Here is an 18,913-nt window from a genome sequence, read left to right as displayed (position 1 = left end):
TCGGATACCGGCCGCATGCCATCGGCCGGGTTCAAAGCGCCGCAGCGCACGCTTGGCCTCCTCGCGGTTCGAGCAGGCTCGCTCATGGCGAAAAGATTCCACAAACCGGCTTGACGGGCAATGAATTTGTTCTCATTTCGTTCTCATGGCGCACGAGAAGATCGATACGCTGGGCAAGGCGACCCGGCACAACATGCTCCTCAAGGTCGAGTGCGGCTGCGGCAACGTGCGCTACTGCCGCTCGGCCGACCTGTGTATGGAGGCGGCGCCGACCCGTTCAAGCTGAAGTTCGACTGCAGCCGTTGCAAGCCAGATATCAAGCTGACGCTCCTCGAACTGCACCTCGAGCACCTGCCGAAGAAGCTGGTCATCCACAAGCCGATGAAGGTCGATGGCAAGGTCATCTGGCATACCGAGCGGTTCCGGCCATGAAGGAGCGCTATGAGGTCGATTGCGCCGGGGACGTCTACCGCGTGCTTGATCCGTCCGGCGCAGCTGTTGCAACCTTTCAAAGACGGCCGGAGGCGTTCGCCTTGGTGCGGGATAGGGGCGGCCGCGTCCACCTGCTGTGGGCGAGGACCGTGCTGAACGACCGGATACAGTCGCGGAACATTTCTCCGCCAGTTATGGTCCCTTCAAGGCTGGGCGTCTGATCCCCGTACACACAGGCGACTACGGCGCACGCTGAGCATTGCCGGCGTCATCTTCAACGTCTTGTGCATTTTGATGAAGTTGTACCAAACGGTTTAGATCGCGACCATAGTGCGGTGCTCTCCGCCCTTCGGCATCAAATCGGGTGCCTAAACACGCCAGCCGATCGAAGCGAGAAATAGTGCCCGCTCTCAGTCGCCCGGCAATGGCGCAAAGGGATGCACGGCTCCCGGCCTGTCGGGGGGTGGATCGGATGAGGGTGCAAACGGGCTGTCGGCCGGGAACCTGCACGAGGGTCGCACATTTTGGGTTTGTACATTCCCCAGAACGGGCAGCAGGCTAACGTGACGTCCCCGGACTTTAGAACGCTATGGGCCGACAGCAAGACAGTTTTGGCCAAACGCCAGGTTGGCCGTTGGGTCGACGTGCTCCCATACACCGCCGTCGCCATTGCGGCCGTCCTGGTCACTCTGGCCGCGCTGAATCTCACTGCGGAGCCAAGTGCCATTCGCTCAATCGTTCCGCACCGGTTCGACGCGGCAGACCCACAATTCGTGCGCAGCATGAGCAACTATTCGCAGGGTCAGATGTTCGGGCAAAACGCTGTGCAAACCTTGGTCAACGGCGACGAAATTTTCCCGGCCATGCTCCAGGCAATTACCTCGGCCCAATCCAGCATCAATATGGAAACCTATATCTATTGGTCTGGATCTGTCGGCAACGAGTTCGCCAATGCGCTGGCGGCAAAGGCCCGCCAAGGCGTGGAAGTTCGAGTGCTGGTCGACTGGCTTGGCAGCCTGCCTTTCGACGCAGACCTGATCCACATCATGACCGGTGCCGGGGTCCGGTTTCAGGAGTATCGGCCGATCTATTGGTACACGCTCGATCGCGTAAACAATCGGACGCACCGCAAGCTGCTCATCGTGGATGGACGAGTTGCATTTACCGGTGGGGTGGGCATCGCGGACAACTGGCTGGGAGACGCTCGCAATCCAAACGAGTGGAGGGATACCCACTATCGGATCGAAGGGCCTTCAGTGAGCGCGTTTCAGGCGGCTTTCGGCGAAAACTGGCTGGAAACGGCGGGTGAGAGCTTACAGGGGGAGAGGTTTTATCCTCATCTCGAGGGCGCGGGGCAGCTCAGTGCTCAGCTTGTTCTTTCCTCACAGCCGAACGGCTCCAATGACATGGAGTTGATGATGCTTGCCGCTATTGCCGCAGCCAAGGATCACCTGCGGATCGGGATGGCCTATTTCGTGCCGGACGATATCGCGCTGCAGCAAATACTTGACGCCAGAAAGAGAGGCGTGGCCGTCGATGTCATCGTACCCAATTCGCTGACTGATGTGCCAGTCGTACGAAAAGCTTCGCGCAATTTCTGGGGTCAGTTGCTCGAGGCCGGCGTGCGCATCTATGAGTTCCAGCCGACCATGTACCATCCTAAATTGCTGATCGTCGATGACGTTTGGGCGAGCTTCGGTTCCACCAATCTTGACGAGCGATCCCTTCGGCTGAACGATGAAGCCTCCTTGAATGTCTACGGGAGAGACTTTGCGAAGACGCAAATCGACCTGTTCAATGAGGATCTCAAGCGGTCGAGACAGATCACCTTGGCGGAGTGGCAGGCACGCCCGCTTAGCGAGAAGATCACCGACTGGTTGGCGGGCAGGCTCCATACGCAGCTGTAGCGCGTTATGAGGGCGAACCGGGCCGCCCCGCAGAACTGTCCCGACGACCGCTAGGCATCCGGGCAAGTGTGGAGCGTGAAGATTGCTTCCGGGAATCGGCGGCAGTTTTACCAACGCCGAAGGCACCTTCCTGCACTGGTTCTGCTGCGGGCACCGCGCCGACGTGAGCAACTCCTCTGGTGATGATGTCGGCGTTCGCCACCCAACTTCACGCCCGCTAGAAGCACCGCCGACATTTGCGGATACTTCACTACACATCCAACGATCAGCAGGCCTTCGGCTCTCTGTGAGGCTAAGCTGATTTGCGTGCCGGCTTTTTCGACGTAGGTTTGATGCCTTCGTTGGCAAGACTCTTCTTGAGAACCGACACCAGATCGACGACACATTTTCCTTGGGCCTTGGCACCGGCATCGGCGGCTTCTTGCCCTTGCGCTTGGCGTCGATCATGGCGATCGGTATCCCCATAAGTGTCCTCCAACTTCGAGGGATCGAACTTGGTCACTTTCTTGTCGATCAGGAGGCCTGCAATCGAGCAGGTCGTAGTCGTATTCGGCGATTTCATCGAACACGCTATCTTCCGACACCATTTCTGAGGCAGTCGCGTAGCTCTTATTCTCCCGGCACCCATCCCTCGGTCGTAGAAAATCGCGCCGCTCATCCCTTCTCACAGTCGTCGGTTCCGCGTGCGAGATGTTGGTGATCCATGCCGGCATTTGCGACCGTCCCATGTAGTTTGTGTAACGTCGCTTCGCGTGAAGCCCATCTGCGGGAACTTTCGCGCCATGTCGGCGCCGACGAAGTCCCCTCGCCACGAAGTCGGGGACCGTCGCAGAGATCGCCCGGCTATTTCGATCCAGGTTCGATGCCAAGGCTGTCTCCGTCGCCGTGCACTATATCGCGATCCCAGTCGTTGGTCTTGCCGGGCGTCTTCGCGGCTGCCTCTCGCTTTTCCTGGCCTTTGTCTTCGCGCGGCTGTCGCGTCTGCCTTTTCGTCAGCCTCGATTGATCGTTGCTGTTCATATCAACCTCCATGAGCGAGCCATCGAAATTGAACAAGCAGGCTGCATAACAGTTCCGGAGCAATTGAACCCGGCGTCCTCACTCCGCGTTTGTTCTGGAGACAATCAGGGAGACCAAGGTGACGCGCATTGCGACTTTCAACGTCAATGGTGTCAACGGCCGCCTGCCGGTGCTTTTGAAATGGCTCGGCCAGACCAACTACGACGTGGTGTGCCTGCAGGAGTTGAAAACTTCCGATGACAAATTTCCTATCGACGCGATCCGAGACGCTGGCTTCGGTGCAATCTGGCACGGCCAGAAATCCTACAACGGCGTGGCGATTCTGGCGCGCGGGAGGGATCCGGTCGAGCGCCGCCGCGGGCTGCCCGGCGACCCCGACGATACGCATAGCCGATACTTGGAGGCGGCGGTCGGCGATCTGGTGATCGGCTGCATCTACCTGCCCAACGGAAACCCGGCGCCCGGCCCCAAGTTCGACTACAAGCTCCGCTGGTTAGAGCGCCTATCGACCTACAGCAAGTCACTGTTGGACGAGCGCGCGGTGCTATGTGGTGACTACAATGTCGTCCCGGCCGAGGTTGACGCCGTAGTCCCTCGTCGTTGGTCGGGTGACGCAGTCTTCTTCCCGGAAAGCAGGACAGCCTATGCGAACATACTGTCCCTGGGCTGGGTGGACGCGGTGCGACGGATCCACCCCGGCAAGGGTATCTACACTTACTGGAATTTCTCGTACCGCGGAGGCTACGACCGAAGCTCCGGGTTGCGCATGGATCACTTGCTCGCAAGTCCGGCGCTGGCCGAGCAAGTTCAAGATGCCGGCGTTGATGTCGAAACCCGAAGCTGGGAAAAGCCGAGTGACCATGCACCCGCCTGGATAAACTTGCGCGGATAGGTTCCGTGTCCATCGGTCGTGCCGGCGAGAGCAATAGTTGATCTCCGTGCGAGATCACCAAATCCGTTTGGCGACGGAACAAAGAGTGCGGGCTCTTGTTAGCCGCTAGCACGATTTGTTGCTTGCGAGGATCTGAACCATGAAAATCCGTTTGATATCCGCAGCGCTGTGGGCCTCCGTAGCGTTTGGCTCTAGTTACCCCGCAATGAGCGCCGAGACCGCGCAGGACTTCGTCAACAAGGCCGCGGCGGGCGGCATCTTCGAGGTCGAATCCAGCAAGGCTGTCCAAGGCAAAGCCCAGGACGAAGCGGTCAATGAGTTTGCCCAGAAGATGATCGACGACCACGGCGCAGCCAACGCCAAGCTGCAGACGATCGCCGGCGCGCAAAAGCTGCAGGTCCCGAAAGAGACGGACGCAAAACACAAGAGCGATCTGGAGGCTTTGACGAGCGCGAATGGGTCGGTCGACCAGTCCTACGTGAAGATGCAGCAAGAGGCTCACGCAGACGCCGTCAAGCTGTTCCAGGACTATGCGGCCGACGGCGACAACGCCGAACTTAAGACGTTTGCCCAGCAGACGCTGCCAACGCTCAAGATGCACCAGGAGATGATCGAGAAGATCGCTTCCACCAAGACTGACAGCTCCGCCCCAACCAGTACTGCTCCTGCAGCGAGCAACGATCAGTCCAATGCATCCGCACCGGTGCCAGGGGCCAACAGCTTCACGGAAGCGCAAGCCAAAAGCCGGATTGAGGACGCCGGCTTCTCGAACGTCAGCGCTTTGACGAAGGACGACAAAGGCATATGGCGCGGCACCGCTGACAAGGACGGCAAGCAGACGGCCGTCGCTCTGGACTTCCAGGGCAACGTGGTTGCCGGTGCGCAGTAACCGAACCCAAAAGAATTGGAGATGAAAATGACAACCGTCACCGGACTTTTCGATGATTATCAGGACGCCTCCGACGCTGTCGGGGAACTGGAAGCGATTGGTGTCCCACGCGATGATATCAGCATCGTGGCGAACAATTCCGGCAATTGGTATCGGGCGGATACCGCCTCGGAAACGGGCGAAGACGCAGCGACCGGCGCGGGCTTGGGAGCGGTCGTCGGTGGTGCCGGCGGCCTTCTCGCTGGCTTGGGCATTATGGCCATACCTGGCGTTGGACCCGTGGTGGCAGCGGGCTGGCTTGCGGCCACGGCGGTTGGGGCAGTTGGCGGCGCGGTGGTCGGCGGAGCCGCCGGTGGCATTGTCGGCGCGCTGACCGAGTCCGGCGTTCCCGAAAGGGACGCGCATGTGTATGCGGAGAGCGTGCGTCGCGGCGGCACCTTGGTGACTGCGAAAGTCGACGATCGGATCTCTGGCGAAGCTGAACGCATCCTGCGCGGAGAACGCTCAGTGAACCTCGATGAACGGCGCATCGCTTACGAGAGCGGCGGGTGGAAAGGTTTCGACCCAAGCGCCGAACCGTTTGGAGACATCGAAGCCGAACGCGATAGCGTTCGTCGCTCCACCCCCCTCTAAACAACCTTCCGCCCCGCCGATCTCCAAGTCGGCGGGGCCGAAGTTCATGCCATTTGCCTCAATCTTTCCAGCCTGCCCGAAAGCCGGCTGGTTTTCCCCCGCGTCAGGCCTGAGGTTCTCGCCCGCCTGAACGCTCGACGTATCGATGCACTTCGCGCGGCGTTCGCAGGGCGGATTGATTTCGATGCCGCATCGCTCGCGCAATCGCGTGAGACCCATCTTGGCTACTTAGTAGAGGATGGCCGCTACTGGGAACGCACGGCCGAGTTCAGCGAAGCTGAGATCGATCGGATAGACGCTCTCTGGGCCGAATCGGTTGCGCAACTTCCGAAGTCGGCCAATGCGCGCGAGGCATGCTGGCGTGGTAACGGCCGAAAGCCTGAATCGCCGGCGCTCCCAAGATCACATCAGGCCGCGAGACGTGGTTCTGCAAGTGCTAGTTATCGGGTTGCCCGCGCAGGACGACGCTGATGCCGCGGCGGGCAAAGTCCCGAAAGCGCTGATACGGCAGATCGAGCAATTCTTCCTTTCAACAGCCTCGGGTATGGACGAGAAGACCTAGCTCAAAGAGTAGCAGCGAGCCGACTGGAACGTCGGCGTTTCGGCCTAGATTCGGTCGACGGCCCGAGGCGTCCTCGCCAAGGAATTTCAATTCCAAATGATGGCATTCGTCAATTATTTAGTTCGGAACAGATGCCTCTCCGGGTCATTAATCGCAAACTTTTACAACAGGGAGTTTGCCCCCATGCAACGTCGAATCGACAAGGAGAGGATCGAAAGGGCTGCGGAAGAATCCCGCCGGCTTATAGATATCGAGCGCCAGAAACGGCAGGCCAAAACGGCCAGGTTGCGTGAACTGAGATTGCAGCAACAGGCGAGCGCACCGGCGGCAGATCCACCGCGTCGACGTGCAACGCCGGCCAAACGGAAGCCCACGCGGCGGGTGATCGAAATCGAGTGAATAGCGATCGGGCCCGGTGACTATCCGGGCTTGGCCAGGCGCAGGGGCGGTGCGCCACGGCGGTCGTCAGGTCGGGGGGAGCTTTAAGCAAGAAGCGAAACAGCACATCTCGCTTCTTGCAGGTCGCTTGTCTACGTGTCTTTAGCCAAGGCGCTCACTCGTCAGGTGCGGTCCCAATCTGCAGGTCTTCGAAATTGACGTTTGCTAGATTTCACCGGCCAGGTCTCGAGCGCGAACCGCCCATCCTAGGGGTGCCTCCCCTCGTGACAAGGCATCTTCCCATAAATCCTTGCCGAGCGACGGCATTCTTCCGCGACGAGTTCCAGGTTATAGAGTGAGACTCCCGAGACCGTTCGGATTTCTCATTTGTCCTGGTGTTCGAGCGTCTATTGCCAGGGCGCCGTTGGCCCATTGTACAACGCATCAGGTGGGTCATCACGTACGTCCCCAAAACGCGCAACCTGTAAAGGGTCGCACGGGCTTTCTCGACCAATGTGCGGTCATCCATATCCATTCCGTCAGCTAAGGTGACGGCCACCAATTCTCCACCCTCTCCGTGGAAGGCCACTGTCGTGTCTCGCCGCCGCGCCGCACTTCTGTGTCCAAAATTTGCATTGTCGGCTCCACGCTCACTTCAGGTCGTTATTGTGTTGCTCGGTCCTGGACGTCTTTGGCCAGCTCGCCGCAACCCCATCACCAAGCCTCGAGTTGCAGTGCGAGTCAGCGCTTGCCCTTCGGCGTCCTTCGAATGCTCGGCGATTTGCAAGACCGGCTCCGGAGACTTTCTGAGTTGTCGGATATGGTGTCGGGGTTAGCGAGTTGCAGGACAGGCGTTTCGAAGGACCGGAAGCCTGATCGTCATTCTCAATATCTGACGAGGGCATCGTTTTGCTCCACAGCAACCGAAGTCAAACATCGATCGACCCCGGAGGTCCCGTCTGATCGCAATTCACAAAAGCCGTCCGGGGTCGACCTTGCATACCGAGCCATTCAACTAACGCGAGGTATGAGATCATGCCGACTGATCTCGAGCACAGGCTGTGAACTTGCCCCTGGCGCCTCTGCAAAGCCGTTGCTTTGTTTGTCATTGCCAGCGCTTCGCTACCCGGATCGGACAGAAGGCAGTTTGAAAGAAATGTCTAATCCGGTTTGGAACGTTTGCCGTCAAGGCAAGTTGCCGCTGTAGGAGGAACGCAAACATGAACTCTGTCATTTACCTGATCGGACTGGTCGTGGTCGTACTCGCGGTCCTTTCGTTCCTTGGTTTTCACTGACCAGCTTGCAAGGAGAGAGACATGAAGCCCGAAGCCGGCGCGGTATCCGATTTTTCTGAGGCGCAACAACAGGTCGCAAATCAGATGAGCAAAGTCAGCACAAAGGCTGCGGACAGTCTGAACGAAGCAAAAGAAGACCTGGCTCGGAAGGCTCAGGATGTGGCCGCGGAAGGCAAGGATGCTCTTTTGGGCCAGGCCCAGCTTGCTCAGAACACGTTGACCGGGGCAATTGCCGCGTTCGGGGGTGCGGTGCGCGCCGCGAGCGAGCACTTGGGAAACAATGATCAGCGCGCAGCGTCGAAATTTGCGCTGGAGGCTGCAGGTGGTCTCGAACGCATTTCCGTGTCACTTAAGGATAAACCTTTCGAGGAGGTTTTGACGGAAGTCCGCGCGTTCGGTGCCAGCAATCCTGCGGCGTTGATCGGCGGGGCAGTCGTAGCAGGTCTGGCACTTGGGCGGTTCATCAAAAGCTCTTCGCCCGACGCGCCTACGTCGCCACCCGATCTTGCGTCGGATGGCTCATCCGAAAAGAGGGCAGCGCCATGAGTGTTGGCTCCGACGACCGTAGTTTGATGACCCTCATCAGCGATCTTTCACAGCAGGTAGCTACGCTGGTGCAGACCGAAAGCCGCCTGCTGCGAGCGGAGCTTTCCGAGAAGGCCGAAAAAGCCGGCTCGGGCGCGATCGAGGTTCTCGGCGGGGCTATATGTTTGTTGGCTGCGTTGCTGGTTCTTCTACAAGCGCTCGTCATAGCACTGGCGAAAACGCCTTTGGGGCCGGGTTGGTCGTCCCTGCTCGTCGGGGTGCTGGTCGCGATCCTGGGCCTGATTTTGTTGAGAGCAGGCTCGTCAACCATGAAACCCTCCGAGCTGGCGCCGGATCGCACGGCAGGGCAGCTAAAGCGCGATGCAAATGTGATTAAGGACCAAGTCAAATGACCGACAAAACATCCGCCGAACTCGAGCACGAGGCCGAACTCGCACGCGCAAAGGTTTCAAGCACGGCCGAATCCATTCGCGCCAAGATGACGCCTGGCCAGCTCATTGACGAATTCTCAGGACTGTTCACCAGCGGTGACAGCAGTTCGATGCTGGCGACGCTTCGTTCGCAAGTTGGTGCAAATCCCCTTCCCGTCGCTTTGGTGGGCGTCGGGCTGACCTGGTTAATGGCGGGGCAGTTTTCGGCTCAGCCAACTGTCGTCAAAAGCGCTGCAGCGCCCTGGCAGAATGCGCGACCGGGAACTGTGTACGACGATACAGAAATCGACGCCCAAACCAGCAATGGCTCCGGCCTGGAGGTCTCAGAGACTCTGTCAGGAATGATGGACAAAGCGAAGTCTGTGGTTGGCGATGCCGTCGAGGGCGCTAGAACAGGCATGTCGGACGCCGCGCGCAATGTCACGGATACGGCAATGAACTACGGTGGCAGTGCAGGCGAGATCGCGAGCAAGGCAGCAACGGCCGCATCCGAAATTCTGCGGCAGGAGCCGCTGGTTCTGGCTGCGCTGGGGCTGGCTTTTGGCACCGCTATCGGCGCGATGCTGCCTCGAACGGACTTCGAGGACGAACAACTTGGCGACACGAGTGATGCAGTGCGCGGCAAGGTCAACGAACTGCTCAACCAAGGCGTCGAGGGGGTCAAGGATGTCGCGGCGCAAACCTATCAGGCTGTGAAAGATGAGGCCGACAAGCAAGGCATCGCCTCCGATCCGGCCTCACTTATCGACGCAGTTTCCGATGTTGCGAGATCGGCGGCGTCGCAAGCGGAGAAAAGCGTGCGCGATAAGATCGGCAGCGTCAGAGAGGATCCCTATACGACATAATGGCTTAGGGGCCGGTCGAACCGAACCACTAGAGCGCCTGTGAATAACGACTCTGGCGCATCAGCAAAGTGTGGTGAGCAGCCCACGGCCGGTGAGAAGACCGCTGGCAGCAGCAAGACGGCACAAACCCGCGTCCGGCGTGCCGGCGGGCCGGCGCCAACATCAGGTGGTTCTCTGGAACGTTAAGCGACGGAACAGTTTCAACTCGCCTACGGAACTCGCTGGTCCGGCGTGCGCCAGCCAGCTTGGACGTTCATGTTTGGAGGACACCCGCCAGTGGTTTGACGATGCGCCGCAGCCGTTTAGGCTACCTTCGCGAAACCTTGTTTGGCCAGGTCGCACTTTGCAATTCCGTAACGCCATCGGTGACCCGTCATGGCTCGCCGGCACTGATAAAAGAGAGTCAACTGGCTGCCTTCGAGAACGACGGTCGAGTGCCCGTTTTCGCCTGGTTCTCCCGGATCCAGAACTGGACCGACCGTGATGTAGGGACCTTCGATGTGATCGGCGACGGCGAAGAATACACGCTGCCGGCTCCCCCTCGGACCTTCGGGGAGAAAGCACGTTGCGTTGAGAAGGATGCGGCTGTCCGGCAACTCCACCAATTGAGCGCCTTCGATGCCCCATTCGTAATCGGGGTCTTGGCGCGCATTGTGGTGAGGCACGTCGTTGTGTTCCAAGATTTTGCCGACCCGTTTCCATGGTCCGAACCATGAGTTTGACTGGCTGCGTGCCAAATAGACGTCGGGCTGCGGTACCGTGACGAAGGGCGGCATTCCCGAGTAAACGATATAGCGCTTGCCCCTGACGAGGGCTGGATGGGGATCGTATATCCCGTCCTCCCCGGTTCCGGGCAAGGCCACTATCGCTGGACCTAAGACATTCCAACGGAAGCCATCGTCGGACACGGCATGCTCACAGCGCCCGCCGGACTTCATGAAATCCGTTTGGATGAACATGTGAAAGACGCCGTCTTCGAAAATCACACCGGGCGCGGCCACGCCCGACCCGGAAACCGGCAGCGCAATTGGCTGATGTTCAATCCAAGGGCCATAGATGTCGGCCGCCGTAGCGTGAAAGATGCTCCAAGATTCGCTGGTGGTGGTGCCTGCGGAACCGAACAGGTGCCAGAGCCTGCCGTCAAACACTGGGCATGGATCTTTCACGTCGTCGACGACGGCCGGCGAAAAAAGCGGAAAGACATCCGTTTCGAAGTCGATCGACATCGCCCCCCTGTCACGTGGCGGCTGCAGGCCGCCCCGAATTGTCCTTGGCTTGCCAAATCTCTGCCAATGTCAATCAGCCCGCAACTCCATCTCTTAGAGACACCCCCACAGTCTCAAATTCCGACCGGTCCAGCAATTCAATGAATCCGGATCGTCGGGGAACGAGTGCCGCTTAGCCAAGTTAGGCCATTAGCTAGCGATCACATCTCAACGGTGGTCTTAACATTTGTTGTAGCGCCACGTCGAGATGTTCAACATGTGCAATACGGAAGGTGATTGACGATGCTTAACTCGCCGACAGAAATGAAAAACACTACAAACCGAGATCTTTTGATGTGTTTCAGCCATCTGAGGTGGAATTTTGTCTTTCAAAGACCCCAGCACATTCTCACCCTGGCCTCCAAATCCCACAGGGTGATCTATTTCGAGGAGCCCGTCTTCGAAGACGTTGCCCAGGCAACAATGCGGTCCGACATCGTCGCGCCTTCCATTACTGTGGTTACTCCCGTTCTACCGACACGAACAGGCGACGTCGAAGCAGCGGCAATGCAACAGCACCTCGTGGATGTCGTCGTAGCGTCAGCGCCGCATCAAATGCTAACTCTTTGGTATTACACTCCGATGTCTCTGCGGTTCAGCAGCCATCTTACCTGCGACGTCTGTGTCTATGACTGCATGGATGAACTCTCGGCGTTCAAAAACGCTCCCGCAGAACTCATCGAGATGGAAAAGCGGCTGTTGGGCCGAGCGGATGTCGTGTTCACTGGCGGCCAAAGCCTGTACGAAGCCAAGCGTAGCTTGCACAAGTCGATTTTTCCGTTCCCGAGCAGCATCGACTTCACGCATTTTCATAAGGCCAGGGCCCCGGGCGCGGACCCAGCGGATCAGGCGCAGATCCCCCATCCACGTCTGGGATATTTCGGAGTAATCGACGAGCGGCTTGATCCCGATCTGGTGGCGCACGTCGCAAACAGCATGCCTGATGTCCATTTCGTGATGCTGGGGCCGGTGGTCAAGATTGATCCCGCCACCCTCCCCAAGTCGGCAAACCTCCATTGGCTTGGCGGCAAGGCGTATGCGGATCTTCCCAATTATCTGAGACATTGGGATGCCGGATGGATGCCGTTCGCGCTGAACGCTGCCACCCGCTATATCAGCCCCACCAAAACTCCGGAATTTCTCGCAGCCGGAGTGCCACTCGTTTCGACCGCCATCGTCGACGTGGTCCGTAGCTATGGCGCGCAAGGCCTGGTCGAAATCATCGACGCAGAGGATGCCGTACCGAAAATAAGATCGATGCTGGCACGCCCTCGCCATTCGCTTCTGCCACAGGTCGATGCCTATCTGATCGACATGTCCTGGGAAAAAACCTGGGTTGCAATGGCCGGGCATATCCAGCAGGCGCTCTCGCGCAAGAACGTCGTTCCTTTCCGGCGGAGCGCATGACCATGTTCGACTGGATGATTGTCGGCGCCGGCTTTGCCGGCAGCGTGCTTGCCGAGCGCATCGCTTCGCAACGAAACGAGACCGTGCTGCTTGTCGACAAGCGTGCCCATGTCGGCGGCAATGCCTATGATTGCTACGATGAGGCGGGCATCCTCGTTCATCAGTACGGGCCACATATTTTCCACACCAATGCCCAACCGATCGTCGATTATCTCTCCCAGTTTACTGCTTGGCGGCCGTACGAGCATCGTGTCCTGTCGCATGTGGACGGACAGTTGCTGCCAATCCCCATCAACCTCGATACGATCAACAGGCTTTACGATCTCCAGCTGACGTCCGAGGGACTCCAGGACTTCTTCGCATCGCGCCGTGAGTCAGTAGATGAGGTGCGGACGGCAGAGGATGTTGTCGTCAGCACCATCGGCAGAGAACTCTATGAGAAGTTCTTTCGCGGTTACACCACCAAACAATGGGGCGTGGACCCTTCCCAGCTGAGCAAGTCGGTGACTGCCCGGGTGCCGACCCGCACAAATCGGGACGACCGATATTTCGGCGACACTTTCCAACAGATGCCGGCCGGTGGCTATACCCGCATGTTCCACCGTATGCTCGCCCATCGCAATATCAAGATCATGCTGCAGACGGACTATCGCGACGTGCGGTCATCAATTCCGTTCCGCCGGATGATCTATACGGGACCGGTCGACGAATACTTCGATTGCTCGTTGGGGTCGCTTCCCTATCGCTCGCTGCGGTTCGAGCATGTCACACTGGATCGCGAACAGTTCCAGCCCGTCGCCGTAGTGAATTACCCCCAGGCAGAGCCTTATACGCGCATCACCGAGTACAAACATCTGACCGGACAGAAAAGTCCGAAGACCAGCCTGACCTACGAGTTCCCGACCGATATCGGCGACCCGTATTACCCGGTGCCGCGAGCGGAAAACGAAGCGCTCTACAAGAGATATCAGGCGCTGGCCGCCGCGATACCGGATGTGTGGTTCGTTGGGCGGCTGGCGACATACCGCTACTACAATATGGACCAGGTCGTTGGTCAGGCGCTTGCCACTTTCGGCCGAATCCAACGGCAGTTGCAACAGCCGTCCACGGCGGCCGAGGCCGCGGAATGAAACCTTCGTTGGAAATGTGGGGCGGGGTGGAATGCAGCCACGTCCGGGTCGGAGACGTGGTCCGCGATGAGCTCTTCGAAACCGGCCATCTTCAACGCATCGAGGACCTCGATCTCATCGCGGGCCTGGGTATACGAACGCTGCGATACCCGATCTTGTGGGAGATGGTGGAGACCGCAGCTGGCTGTTACGACTGGAGCTGGGCGGATGTGCGCCTTGCGCGTCTGAGGGCGTTGGGAATCAAACCGATTGCCGGTCTTCTTCACCACGGCAGCGGTCCGTCATGGACCCATGTGCTCGCACCGGACTTTCAGGATGAATTTTCCCGATTTGCCGAGGCCTTTGCCCGGCGCTATCCGTGGGTCGACCTCTACACGCCGATCAACGAACCTCTGACGACCGCTCGGATGAGCGGCCTTTATGGTCTGTGGCAGCCTCACGGACATGACGAAAGAACCTGCTTTCAACTTGTCGCCGCTCAATGCCTCGCCACAGCGCGCGCCATGGATGCAATACGGCGCCATGTACCCGAGGCGAAGTTGGTCCAGACGGAGGATGTCGGGCGAGTGTTTTGCAGTCCGCGTCTTGCGTATCAGGCCGAGTACGAAAACGAACGGCGCTGGCTCTCGCTGGACCTTCTGGGGGGGCGGGTCGACGATCGGCATCCGATGCACCGCCGCCTGATCGAGGCAGATATCGATCCACAGGTCCTGATGAGGCTTGCCGCGCGTCCCTCAATACCCGATGTCATTGGGCTAGACTACTACCTGACTAGCGATCGAATGCTCGATGAGGAAATCGGTCGACATCCTGACGAATTTGTCGGCGGGAACGGCATCGACGCGTATGTCGATATCGCAGCGGTTCGCTCCGAAACCTGCTCCGGCGTTGGTCTGGGTCCACGCATCGACGAGGTTTGGGAGCGATATCATTTGCCGATCGCAGTAACCGAACTGCACAACGGGTCGACACGCGATGAGCAAATGCGCTGGCTGGTCGAAGGCTGGAATGCTGCCGAGGCAGCCGCAAAGCGTGGCGTGGCCGTGCGGGCCGTTACGGCATGGTCGCTTTTCGGAGCAATCGACTGGAACAGCCTGCTGACGGCGCGGGACGGCTTTTATGAAAGCGGCGCCTTCGACGTCCGAGGCGGCATCCCGCGCGCGACTGCGCTGGCGCATGCAATCAAAGCACTCGCCAGCAAAGGACTGATCGACCATCCCGTACTCGATCGACCGGGTTGGTGGATCCGCGATCAAGCGCCTCCCGACAAAACGCGCCCTCTGCTCCTGGTAGGATTCGGTCGATTGATTTCCGCCCTCGAGGAGTGCTGTGCCTTTCGCCGGCTTCCAGCCTGCGCGGCCCCACCAAACCGCTCGCAGCTCTCCATTCGCAATGATGGCGCATGGGCTCTTATTGCTGTCGCGCCGGCGGCATGCAGCCTCGTTTGCCACTATCCCGACAACAGTGAATTGCAGTTGCAATACGATTGCCGCTCGTCGCTGATTGACGTCGCCAACGCAGCGCTTGATCTCATCATCGACGGCCAACGCGGTAGGTTCGCATTGCGTTGTGCTGCTGCCAATCAATTCGCCTTGTCGCCATTTGTCGTTCAAAGCGAGTTGGTTGGCGAGGCTGCGCAGAGTTTTGTCGCGTAACACCGGCCCTCGACGATTTAGCGTCGAACCGAGTGTCCGCTCCCCTCGGCCCCACGGCTGGTGGCTCAGGCGTCCATGGAACCCCATCTCATTCCCGAACTGGCTTTCCCGGTCCGCCCTTTTGGACGCATGTATCGAGCGAACCGCACTCGACAATCGGCCGCATCACAACGGACGGCGTGATCGGCCCGAGGCGGAAGGGCGCTTGCCGACGATTTTCGGGAACGCGACGCGATCACGCAAGTTGTCGCCAGACGGAGCAAAACTCATGATCATAGACGCCCACCTTCATACCTCCGGCAAGGAAACAACCGCCGGAGTTTTGAGAACACTCGATGACGCCGGGGTGGATGTCGCCTTCCTACTCGCGCCCTTCCTTACCAGCCCCTACTCGTTGGACGACCCCGCCTCGCTGCGCGACGGCAACCGCTACCTGTCCGACCTACTCAAGGCTCATACCGACCGTCTGGTTGGCTTTGCCGTCGTCAACCCGCTCCATCGAGAAGCGCCTGACGACCTCGAGCGGGCGGCCGAGCTGCCGGGTATTCGCGCGCTCAAGATGGTGCCGACTGGATGGTACCCCTACGACGATTGCGCCCATCGGGTGTACGAGATCGCCGCGCGACTGGGCCTTCCCATACTGTTCCACAGCGGCATCTTCATCGACGGGCGATCGGGGCGGTATTGCCGCCCAACATTCTACGAAGCCGTCAGGGATCATCCCGGCCTTCGCGTAACACTGGCGCATCTGGGCTGGCCTTGGTGCGATGAAGCGAACGCGGTCGGGGTAATCGATCGTATCCAAGGGGTCGATCCGGTTGAAAGCCAATTCCGTTTCGACACCTCCTTCGGCCCCCCTCCGATATATCGTGAGGAGGTTTTCAGGAAGGCGATAGATGTCATCGGGCCTCGTTCGATCCAATTTGGCAGCGACCGATTTCTTCCCTGCGAAGGCAGTCACATCCGTTCGGCGATCGCTGAAATTGTCGAGTTGTTGGATCTGTTGGAGGTTTCCGTTCCTGATCGAGAACAGATCCTGAGCGGCACTGCCGCGCAGTGGCTTCGACTGAACGGCATACCCGGAAAGGCAAATCTGTGAGTTTAGCGCCCCATGTCGTTCCGGAATCCAAGGACCGGATTCACGTCATGCAGGTCTTGGGAAACGCCATCGTTGGCGGGATGGAAAACTACGTCCGCAATCTAATTGCCTGTCTCCCGGCCGACGAGTTCAAAGTATCCCTGTTATGCCCTTTCGAGAGCGCCTACACGAAGGCCGCCCGGAGCCGGGGACATGACGTCTACATTGCGCCCCTGCGTGACGACCCGCCCTGGCGAACGATTGAGATGATCTGCACACTGGTGCGCCAGACAGGGGTCAGTCTCTTGCACGCCCACCTCATGAACGCGCACACATGCGCTGCGGTCGCCGGCAAACTGACGGACATCCCAACGGTGGCCACCCTGCACGGCATGAGCCTGCAACCGCAGGAAATCAGCGTTGCCCGCAACACCGGCAGCCACACAATCGTGGTATGCCGAGAAGCATGGTCACAGGCTATGGCCGTCGGCCTGACTCCCGACTGCGTCAGCCTGGTGCCTAACGGCGTCGATCTTGAAACCTTCCATCCGGCATCAGCCGACCGGGCGAAGTTTCGACAAGCGATTAACATCAGTCCCAACGACTTCCTGGTCGGATTCGTTGGCCGTCTTGCCTGGGAGAAGGGCCCCGACAAGTTCGTCAAAGCGGCGGAGTTCATATTGCAGCGCCGACCGGACGTGCATTTCGCCATGGTTGGCACCGGCGCCATGGAAATCGAATTGGCCAGAGCATCCGAGCGCGCCGGAATCGGTTCACGACTTCACATGGCAGGGCTTTGGCGAGAGCCCAACCAGGTCTACCCCTCGTTCGACCTGATGCTGCACACATCACGTGCCGACGCAATGCCTCTTGCGGTCCTCGAGGCCATGGCCACGGGCGTCCCTGTGGTTGCAATCGGTGTTGGGGGGGTGCCCGAGATCATTGAAACCGGCGAGACGGGAATTTTGATCGGGACACAGGAATGGCCAGGTATCGTTTCTGAGTATCCCGGCGACTGGGAAGGTGTCGCTCAAGCCGCCATTGCGCTAATTGACAACAGGCGCCGCCTGGAGTCGATGTCGGCTAAGAGCATTACGCGGGCGCGGGCCCATTTCGACATTCGTCGGTCAGCGGAATTGACCTGTCAAGTATTCCGTGAGTTGCTCCGTGCCGTGCCGGAACAGCCGCGTCTTCATTCCGTCCCTTGATCTTGTCACGAATGAGTTGGCAGGAACCCATTCGACCTTTCGCTCTGCCGCAATTATTACCGAGTCGATTGCGAAGAACGAGAGCTATCGCCGTAAATTGGCAACAGCCGGACCGCTACCGACGCAATCAAACGGCATTCTGGAAGCCTTACGAACGGTGTCATCGATGTATGATGACCTTGACGCTGCCACGGTTGGGCCCTTGGTGGGGATTGAGGTCGGAAGCGCAAAACTCGTCAACTCGCTGCCGCCGAGCGCTTGAAGACTATGGTGACTTTCGTCCCTTCGCCGGCGCCGGATTTGACCTCGAAATGCGCTTTGGCGTTCTCGGTCAACGAGCGCGCGATCAGCGCCCCGAGCTTACCGGGCTTCGGCCATGTCCCGCCCTCCGGCAAGCCAATTCCGTCATCGGCGATAGTAATGCGGCATCCGTCGCCATCGACAACACTGTGAAGCGTGATCGTGCCGCCCTCTCGTCCTTTGAAGCCGTGTTTCAGCGCATTCGTCAGCAGTTCGTTCACGACCAATCCAGTCGGCATCGCAACGTTGATCGAGACGGGGTAAGTATCCACTTTCATGTCCAAGCGTATACCCTCGACCGCATGCGAAGCCATTACCGCAGATGCTATCTGGCTGAGGTATATACCGAGATCGACCTCATCGTTGTGCTCGTCGTTCGACAGCGCCTGGTAGAGTAATGCAAGAGCGTCAACACGCCCGGCCAACCTCTCGAACCGCTTCTGATCGGGCTCCGCCGCATTACGGGTCTCCAGACGGATGAGTGCGGTGATCATCTGGAGATTGTTTTTTACCCGATGCTGCAGTTCCCGTAGCAATGTATCCTTTTCGCGAACACGCTCCTCGACCGAGGCCGCCTCTTCACCGTGGAAGGATACATCCACCAAGGCGACCAGCCGGAAACAAGCCTTGCCTTCATCGTCCACTATCAAATTCGAGTAGGCATCGACGACTGCCGGGCCGTCGACGGCACGCTCCAGGCGGAAAGTTCCCACGAAATCGGTTTCGCTGACAACGCACTCGGCTAGCGCCTTGTCCTTCTGCTCACGCATTCCTGTCCCGGCAAGCGCTGCCCAGTTGTTCCGTGCCAAACTGATTGCTTTCAGGCCGGAGAGTTTTTCGAACTCCGGATTGGCATATACGACCCGCTCCGTTTCGATCAGATCTGAAACTGCGATTGCAATTGGCACCTGGTCGAGGAACTTCTTGAATTGTTCGCTCTCGAGCGCGGTGGCGAGTTCGGGCGTATCCAGTAACTGCTCGACCGCCTCGGGCTTCTCTGTATCCGATGTCATTTTAGGCCTACGGTATGAGGAAAGCCC

19 protein-coding genes are annotated in these 18,913 nt (G+C 59.0%); 14 read left to right on the top strand and 5 right to left on the bottom strand.

Translation table 11 applies throughout. The annotated features are described in order from the left end of the window. The first annotated feature begins 120 nt into the window (after window positions 1-120). Window positions 121-432, top strand: a complete 312-nt coding sequence (locus ACR64R_RS29180; RefSeq protein WP_487359661.1) for a hypothetical protein — start codon at window positions 121-123, stop codon at window positions 430-432. Window positions 433-995: 563 nt separating this feature from the next. Beyond that, window positions 996-2,339, top strand: a complete 1,344-nt coding sequence (locus ACR64R_RS29175) for a phospholipase D-like domain-containing protein (protein WP_487359660.1) — start codon at window positions 996-998, stop codon at window positions 2,337-2,339. A gap of 292 nt (window positions 2,340-2,631) precedes the next feature. Here the strand turns inward: ACR64R_RS29175 and ACR64R_RS29170 are convergent, their stop codons facing one another. From ACR64R_RS29170 to ACR64R_RS29160, 3 genes are all read right to left on the bottom strand, one after another. Further along, window positions 2,632-2,901, bottom strand: coding sequence for a hypothetical protein (locus ACR64R_RS29170; protein ID WP_487359659.1), 270 nt, complete (start codon window positions 2,899-2,901; stop codon window positions 2,632-2,634). A 102-nt stretch (window positions 2,902-3,003) separates the two neighbouring features. Further along, on the bottom strand, window positions 3,004-3,171 hold the full coding sequence (locus tag ACR64R_RS29165; protein WP_487362581.1) for a DUF4385 family protein: 168 nt from the start codon (window positions 3,169-3,171) through the stop codon (window positions 3,004-3,006). A gap of 11 nt (window positions 3,172-3,182) precedes the next feature. Next, window positions 3,183-3,359 carry a hypothetical protein gene (locus ACR64R_RS29160; RefSeq protein WP_487359658.1) on the bottom strand — a complete coding sequence of 59 codons (177 nt, stop codon included), beginning with the start codon at window positions 3,357-3,359 and terminating at the stop codon, window positions 3,183-3,185. A 118-nt stretch (window positions 3,360-3,477) separates the two neighbouring features. On the opposite strand from ACR64R_RS29160, the gene xth reads away from it, so the two are divergent. From xth to ACR64R_RS29125, 7 genes are all read left to right on the top strand, one after another. After that, window positions 3,478-4,251 carry an exodeoxyribonuclease III gene (gene xth / locus ACR64R_RS29155; protein WP_487359657.1) on the top strand — a complete coding sequence of 258 codons (774 nt, stop codon included), beginning with the start codon at window positions 3,478-3,480 and terminating at the stop codon, window positions 4,249-4,251. A gap of 139 nt (window positions 4,252-4,390) precedes the next feature. Next, a complete protein-coding gene (locus ACR64R_RS29150; RefSeq protein ID WP_487359656.1) occupies window positions 4,391-5,140 on the top strand; it encodes a DUF4142 domain-containing protein in 750 nt (249 codons plus the stop codon). A gap of 27 nt (window positions 5,141-5,167) precedes the next feature. Beyond that, the gene (locus ACR64R_RS29145; RefSeq protein ID WP_487359655.1) at window positions 5,168-5,773 is read left to right on the top strand and encodes a hypothetical protein; all 606 of its coding nucleotides are present in this window, start codon (window positions 5,168-5,170) and stop codon (window positions 5,771-5,773) included. A gap of 745 nt (window positions 5,774-6,518) precedes the next feature. Beyond that, window positions 6,519-6,734: a hypothetical protein gene (locus ACR64R_RS29140; protein WP_487359654.1), complete on the top strand. Its 216-nt coding sequence runs from the start codon at window positions 6,519-6,521 to the stop codon at window positions 6,732-6,734. Window positions 6,735-8,029: 1,295 nt separating this feature from the next. Beyond that, window positions 8,030-8,554 carry a hypothetical protein gene (locus ACR64R_RS29135; RefSeq protein ID WP_487359653.1) on the top strand — a complete coding sequence of 175 codons (525 nt, stop codon included), beginning with the start codon at window positions 8,030-8,032 and terminating at the stop codon, window positions 8,552-8,554. Beyond that, window positions 8,551-8,946: a phage holin family protein gene (locus tag ACR64R_RS29130; RefSeq protein ID WP_487359652.1), complete on the top strand. Its 396-nt coding sequence runs from the start codon at window positions 8,551-8,553 to the stop codon at window positions 8,944-8,946. The genes ACR64R_RS29135 and ACR64R_RS29130 overlap by 4 nt, the downstream gene beginning before the upstream one ends. Continuing rightward, a complete protein-coding gene (locus ACR64R_RS29125) occupies window positions 8,943-9,830 on the top strand; it encodes a hypothetical protein (protein WP_487359651.1) in 888 nt (295 codons plus the stop codon). Before ACR64R_RS29130 ends, ACR64R_RS29125 begins: the two co-directional genes overlap by 4 nt. A 302-nt stretch (window positions 9,831-10,132) precedes the next feature. Here ACR64R_RS29125 and ACR64R_RS29120 read toward each other — a convergent pair whose 3' ends face one another. After that, complete coding sequence (locus ACR64R_RS29120) at window positions 10,133-11,056, bottom strand: glycoside hydrolase family protein (protein ID WP_487359650.1); 924 nt, start codon at window positions 11,054-11,056, stop codon at window positions 10,133-10,135. A 282-nt stretch (window positions 11,057-11,338) separates the two neighbouring features. Here ACR64R_RS29120 and ACR64R_RS29115 point away from each other — a divergent pair, with 282 nt between their 5' ends. The 5 genes from ACR64R_RS29115 to ACR64R_RS29095 all read left to right on the top strand — a co-directional run bounded on the left by ACR64R_RS29115 (window position 11,339) and on the right by ACR64R_RS29095 (window position 17,573). Next, a complete protein-coding gene (locus tag ACR64R_RS29115; protein ID WP_487362580.1) occupies window positions 11,339-12,502 on the top strand; it encodes a glycosyltransferase family protein in 1,164 nt (387 codons plus the stop codon). A gap of 2 nt (window positions 12,503-12,504) precedes the next feature. After that, a complete protein-coding gene (gene glf / locus ACR64R_RS29110; RefSeq protein ID WP_487362579.1) occupies window positions 12,505-13,632 on the top strand; it encodes a UDP-galactopyranose mutase in 1,128 nt (375 codons plus the stop codon). Continuing rightward, a complete protein-coding gene (locus ACR64R_RS29105; protein ID WP_487359649.1) occupies window positions 13,629-15,287 on the top strand; it encodes a family 1 glycosylhydrolase in 1,659 nt (552 codons plus the stop codon). The genes glf and ACR64R_RS29105 overlap by 4 nt, the downstream gene beginning before the upstream one ends. Window positions 15,288-15,555: 268 nt before the next feature. After that, entirely contained in the window at window positions 15,556-16,386 is an 831-nt protein-coding gene (locus tag ACR64R_RS29100) for an amidohydrolase family protein (protein WP_487359648.1), read from the top strand. A 47-nt stretch (window positions 16,387-16,433) separates the two neighbouring features. Then, complete coding sequence (locus ACR64R_RS29095) at window positions 16,434-17,573, top strand: glycosyltransferase family 4 protein (protein WP_487359647.1); 1,140 nt, start codon at window positions 16,434-16,436, stop codon at window positions 17,571-17,573. A gap of 236 nt (window positions 17,574-17,809) precedes the next feature. On the opposite strand, the gene ACR64R_RS29090 is transcribed toward ACR64R_RS29095, so the two are convergent. Further along, window positions 17,810-18,886 (bottom strand): histidine kinase dimerization/phosphoacceptor domain -containing protein, encoded by a 1,077-nt coding sequence (locus ACR64R_RS29090; RefSeq protein ID WP_487359646.1) that lies wholly within the window; start codon window positions 18,884-18,886, stop codon window positions 17,810-17,812. Window positions 18,887-18,913 lie beyond the last annotated feature (27 nt).

The organism is Mesorhizobium sp. MC2-1-1, from assembly GCF_057597255.1.
Note: the sequence above shows the minus strand (reverse complement) of the source record. Positions and strands in the feature narration are given on the sequence as shown.

What these genes read in the sequence shown, in the direction of transcription:
- ACR64R_RS29180 (WP_487359661.1), top strand. Translation starts at nt 121, where the DNA reads ATGAATTTGTTCTCATTTCGTTCTCATGGCGCACGAGAAGATCGATAC.
- ACR64R_RS29170 (WP_487359659.1), bottom strand. Translation starts at nt 2,901, where the DNA reads ATGAAATCGCCGAATACGACTACGACCTGCTCGATTGCAGGCCTCCTG.
- ACR64R_RS29160 (WP_487359658.1), bottom strand. Translation starts at nt 3,359, where the DNA reads ATGAACAGCAACGATCAATCGAGGCTGACGAAAAGGCAGACGCGACAG.
- ACR64R_RS29150 (WP_487359656.1), top strand. Translation starts at nt 4,391, where the DNA reads ATGAAAATCCGTTTGATATCCGCAGCGCTGTGGGCCTCCGTAGCGTTT.
- ACR64R_RS29145 (WP_487359655.1), top strand. Translation starts at nt 5,168, where the DNA reads ATGACAACCGTCACCGGACTTTTCGATGATTATCAGGACGCCTCCGAC.
- ACR64R_RS29140 (WP_487359654.1), top strand. Translation starts at nt 6,519, where the DNA reads ATGCAACGTCGAATCGACAAGGAGAGGATCGAAAGGGCTGCGGAAGAA.
- ACR64R_RS29135 (WP_487359653.1), top strand. Translation starts at nt 8,030, where the DNA reads ATGAAGCCCGAAGCCGGCGCGGTATCCGATTTTTCTGAGGCGCAACAA.
- ACR64R_RS29130 (WP_487359652.1), top strand. Translation starts at nt 8,551, where the DNA reads ATGAGTGTTGGCTCCGACGACCGTAGTTTGATGACCCTCATCAGCGAT.
- ACR64R_RS29125 (WP_487359651.1), top strand. Translation starts at nt 8,943, where the DNA reads ATGACCGACAAAACATCCGCCGAACTCGAGCACGAGGCCGAACTCGCA.
- ACR64R_RS29120 (WP_487359650.1), bottom strand. Translation starts at nt 11,056, where the DNA reads ATGTCGATCGACTTCGAAACGGATGTCTTTCCGCTTTTTTCGCCGGCC.
- ACR64R_RS29115 (WP_487362580.1), top strand. Translation starts at nt 11,339, where the DNA reads ATGCTTAACTCGCCGACAGAAATGAAAAACACTACAAACCGAGATCTT.
- glf (WP_487362579.1), top strand. Translation starts at nt 12,505, where the DNA reads ATGTTCGACTGGATGATTGTCGGCGCCGGCTTTGCCGGCAGCGTGCTT.
- ACR64R_RS29105 (WP_487359649.1), top strand. Translation starts at nt 13,629, where the DNA reads ATGAAACCTTCGTTGGAAATGTGGGGCGGGGTGGAATGCAGCCACGTC.
- ACR64R_RS29100 (WP_487359648.1), top strand. Translation starts at nt 15,556, where the DNA reads ATGATCATAGACGCCCACCTTCATACCTCCGGCAAGGAAACAACCGCC.
- ACR64R_RS29095 (WP_487359647.1), top strand. Translation starts at nt 16,434, where the DNA reads ATGCAGGTCTTGGGAAACGCCATCGTTGGCGGGATGGAAAACTACGTC.
- ACR64R_RS29090 (WP_487359646.1), bottom strand. Translation starts at nt 18,886, where the DNA reads ATGACATCGGATACAGAGAAGCCCGAGGCGGTCGAGCAGTTACTGGAT.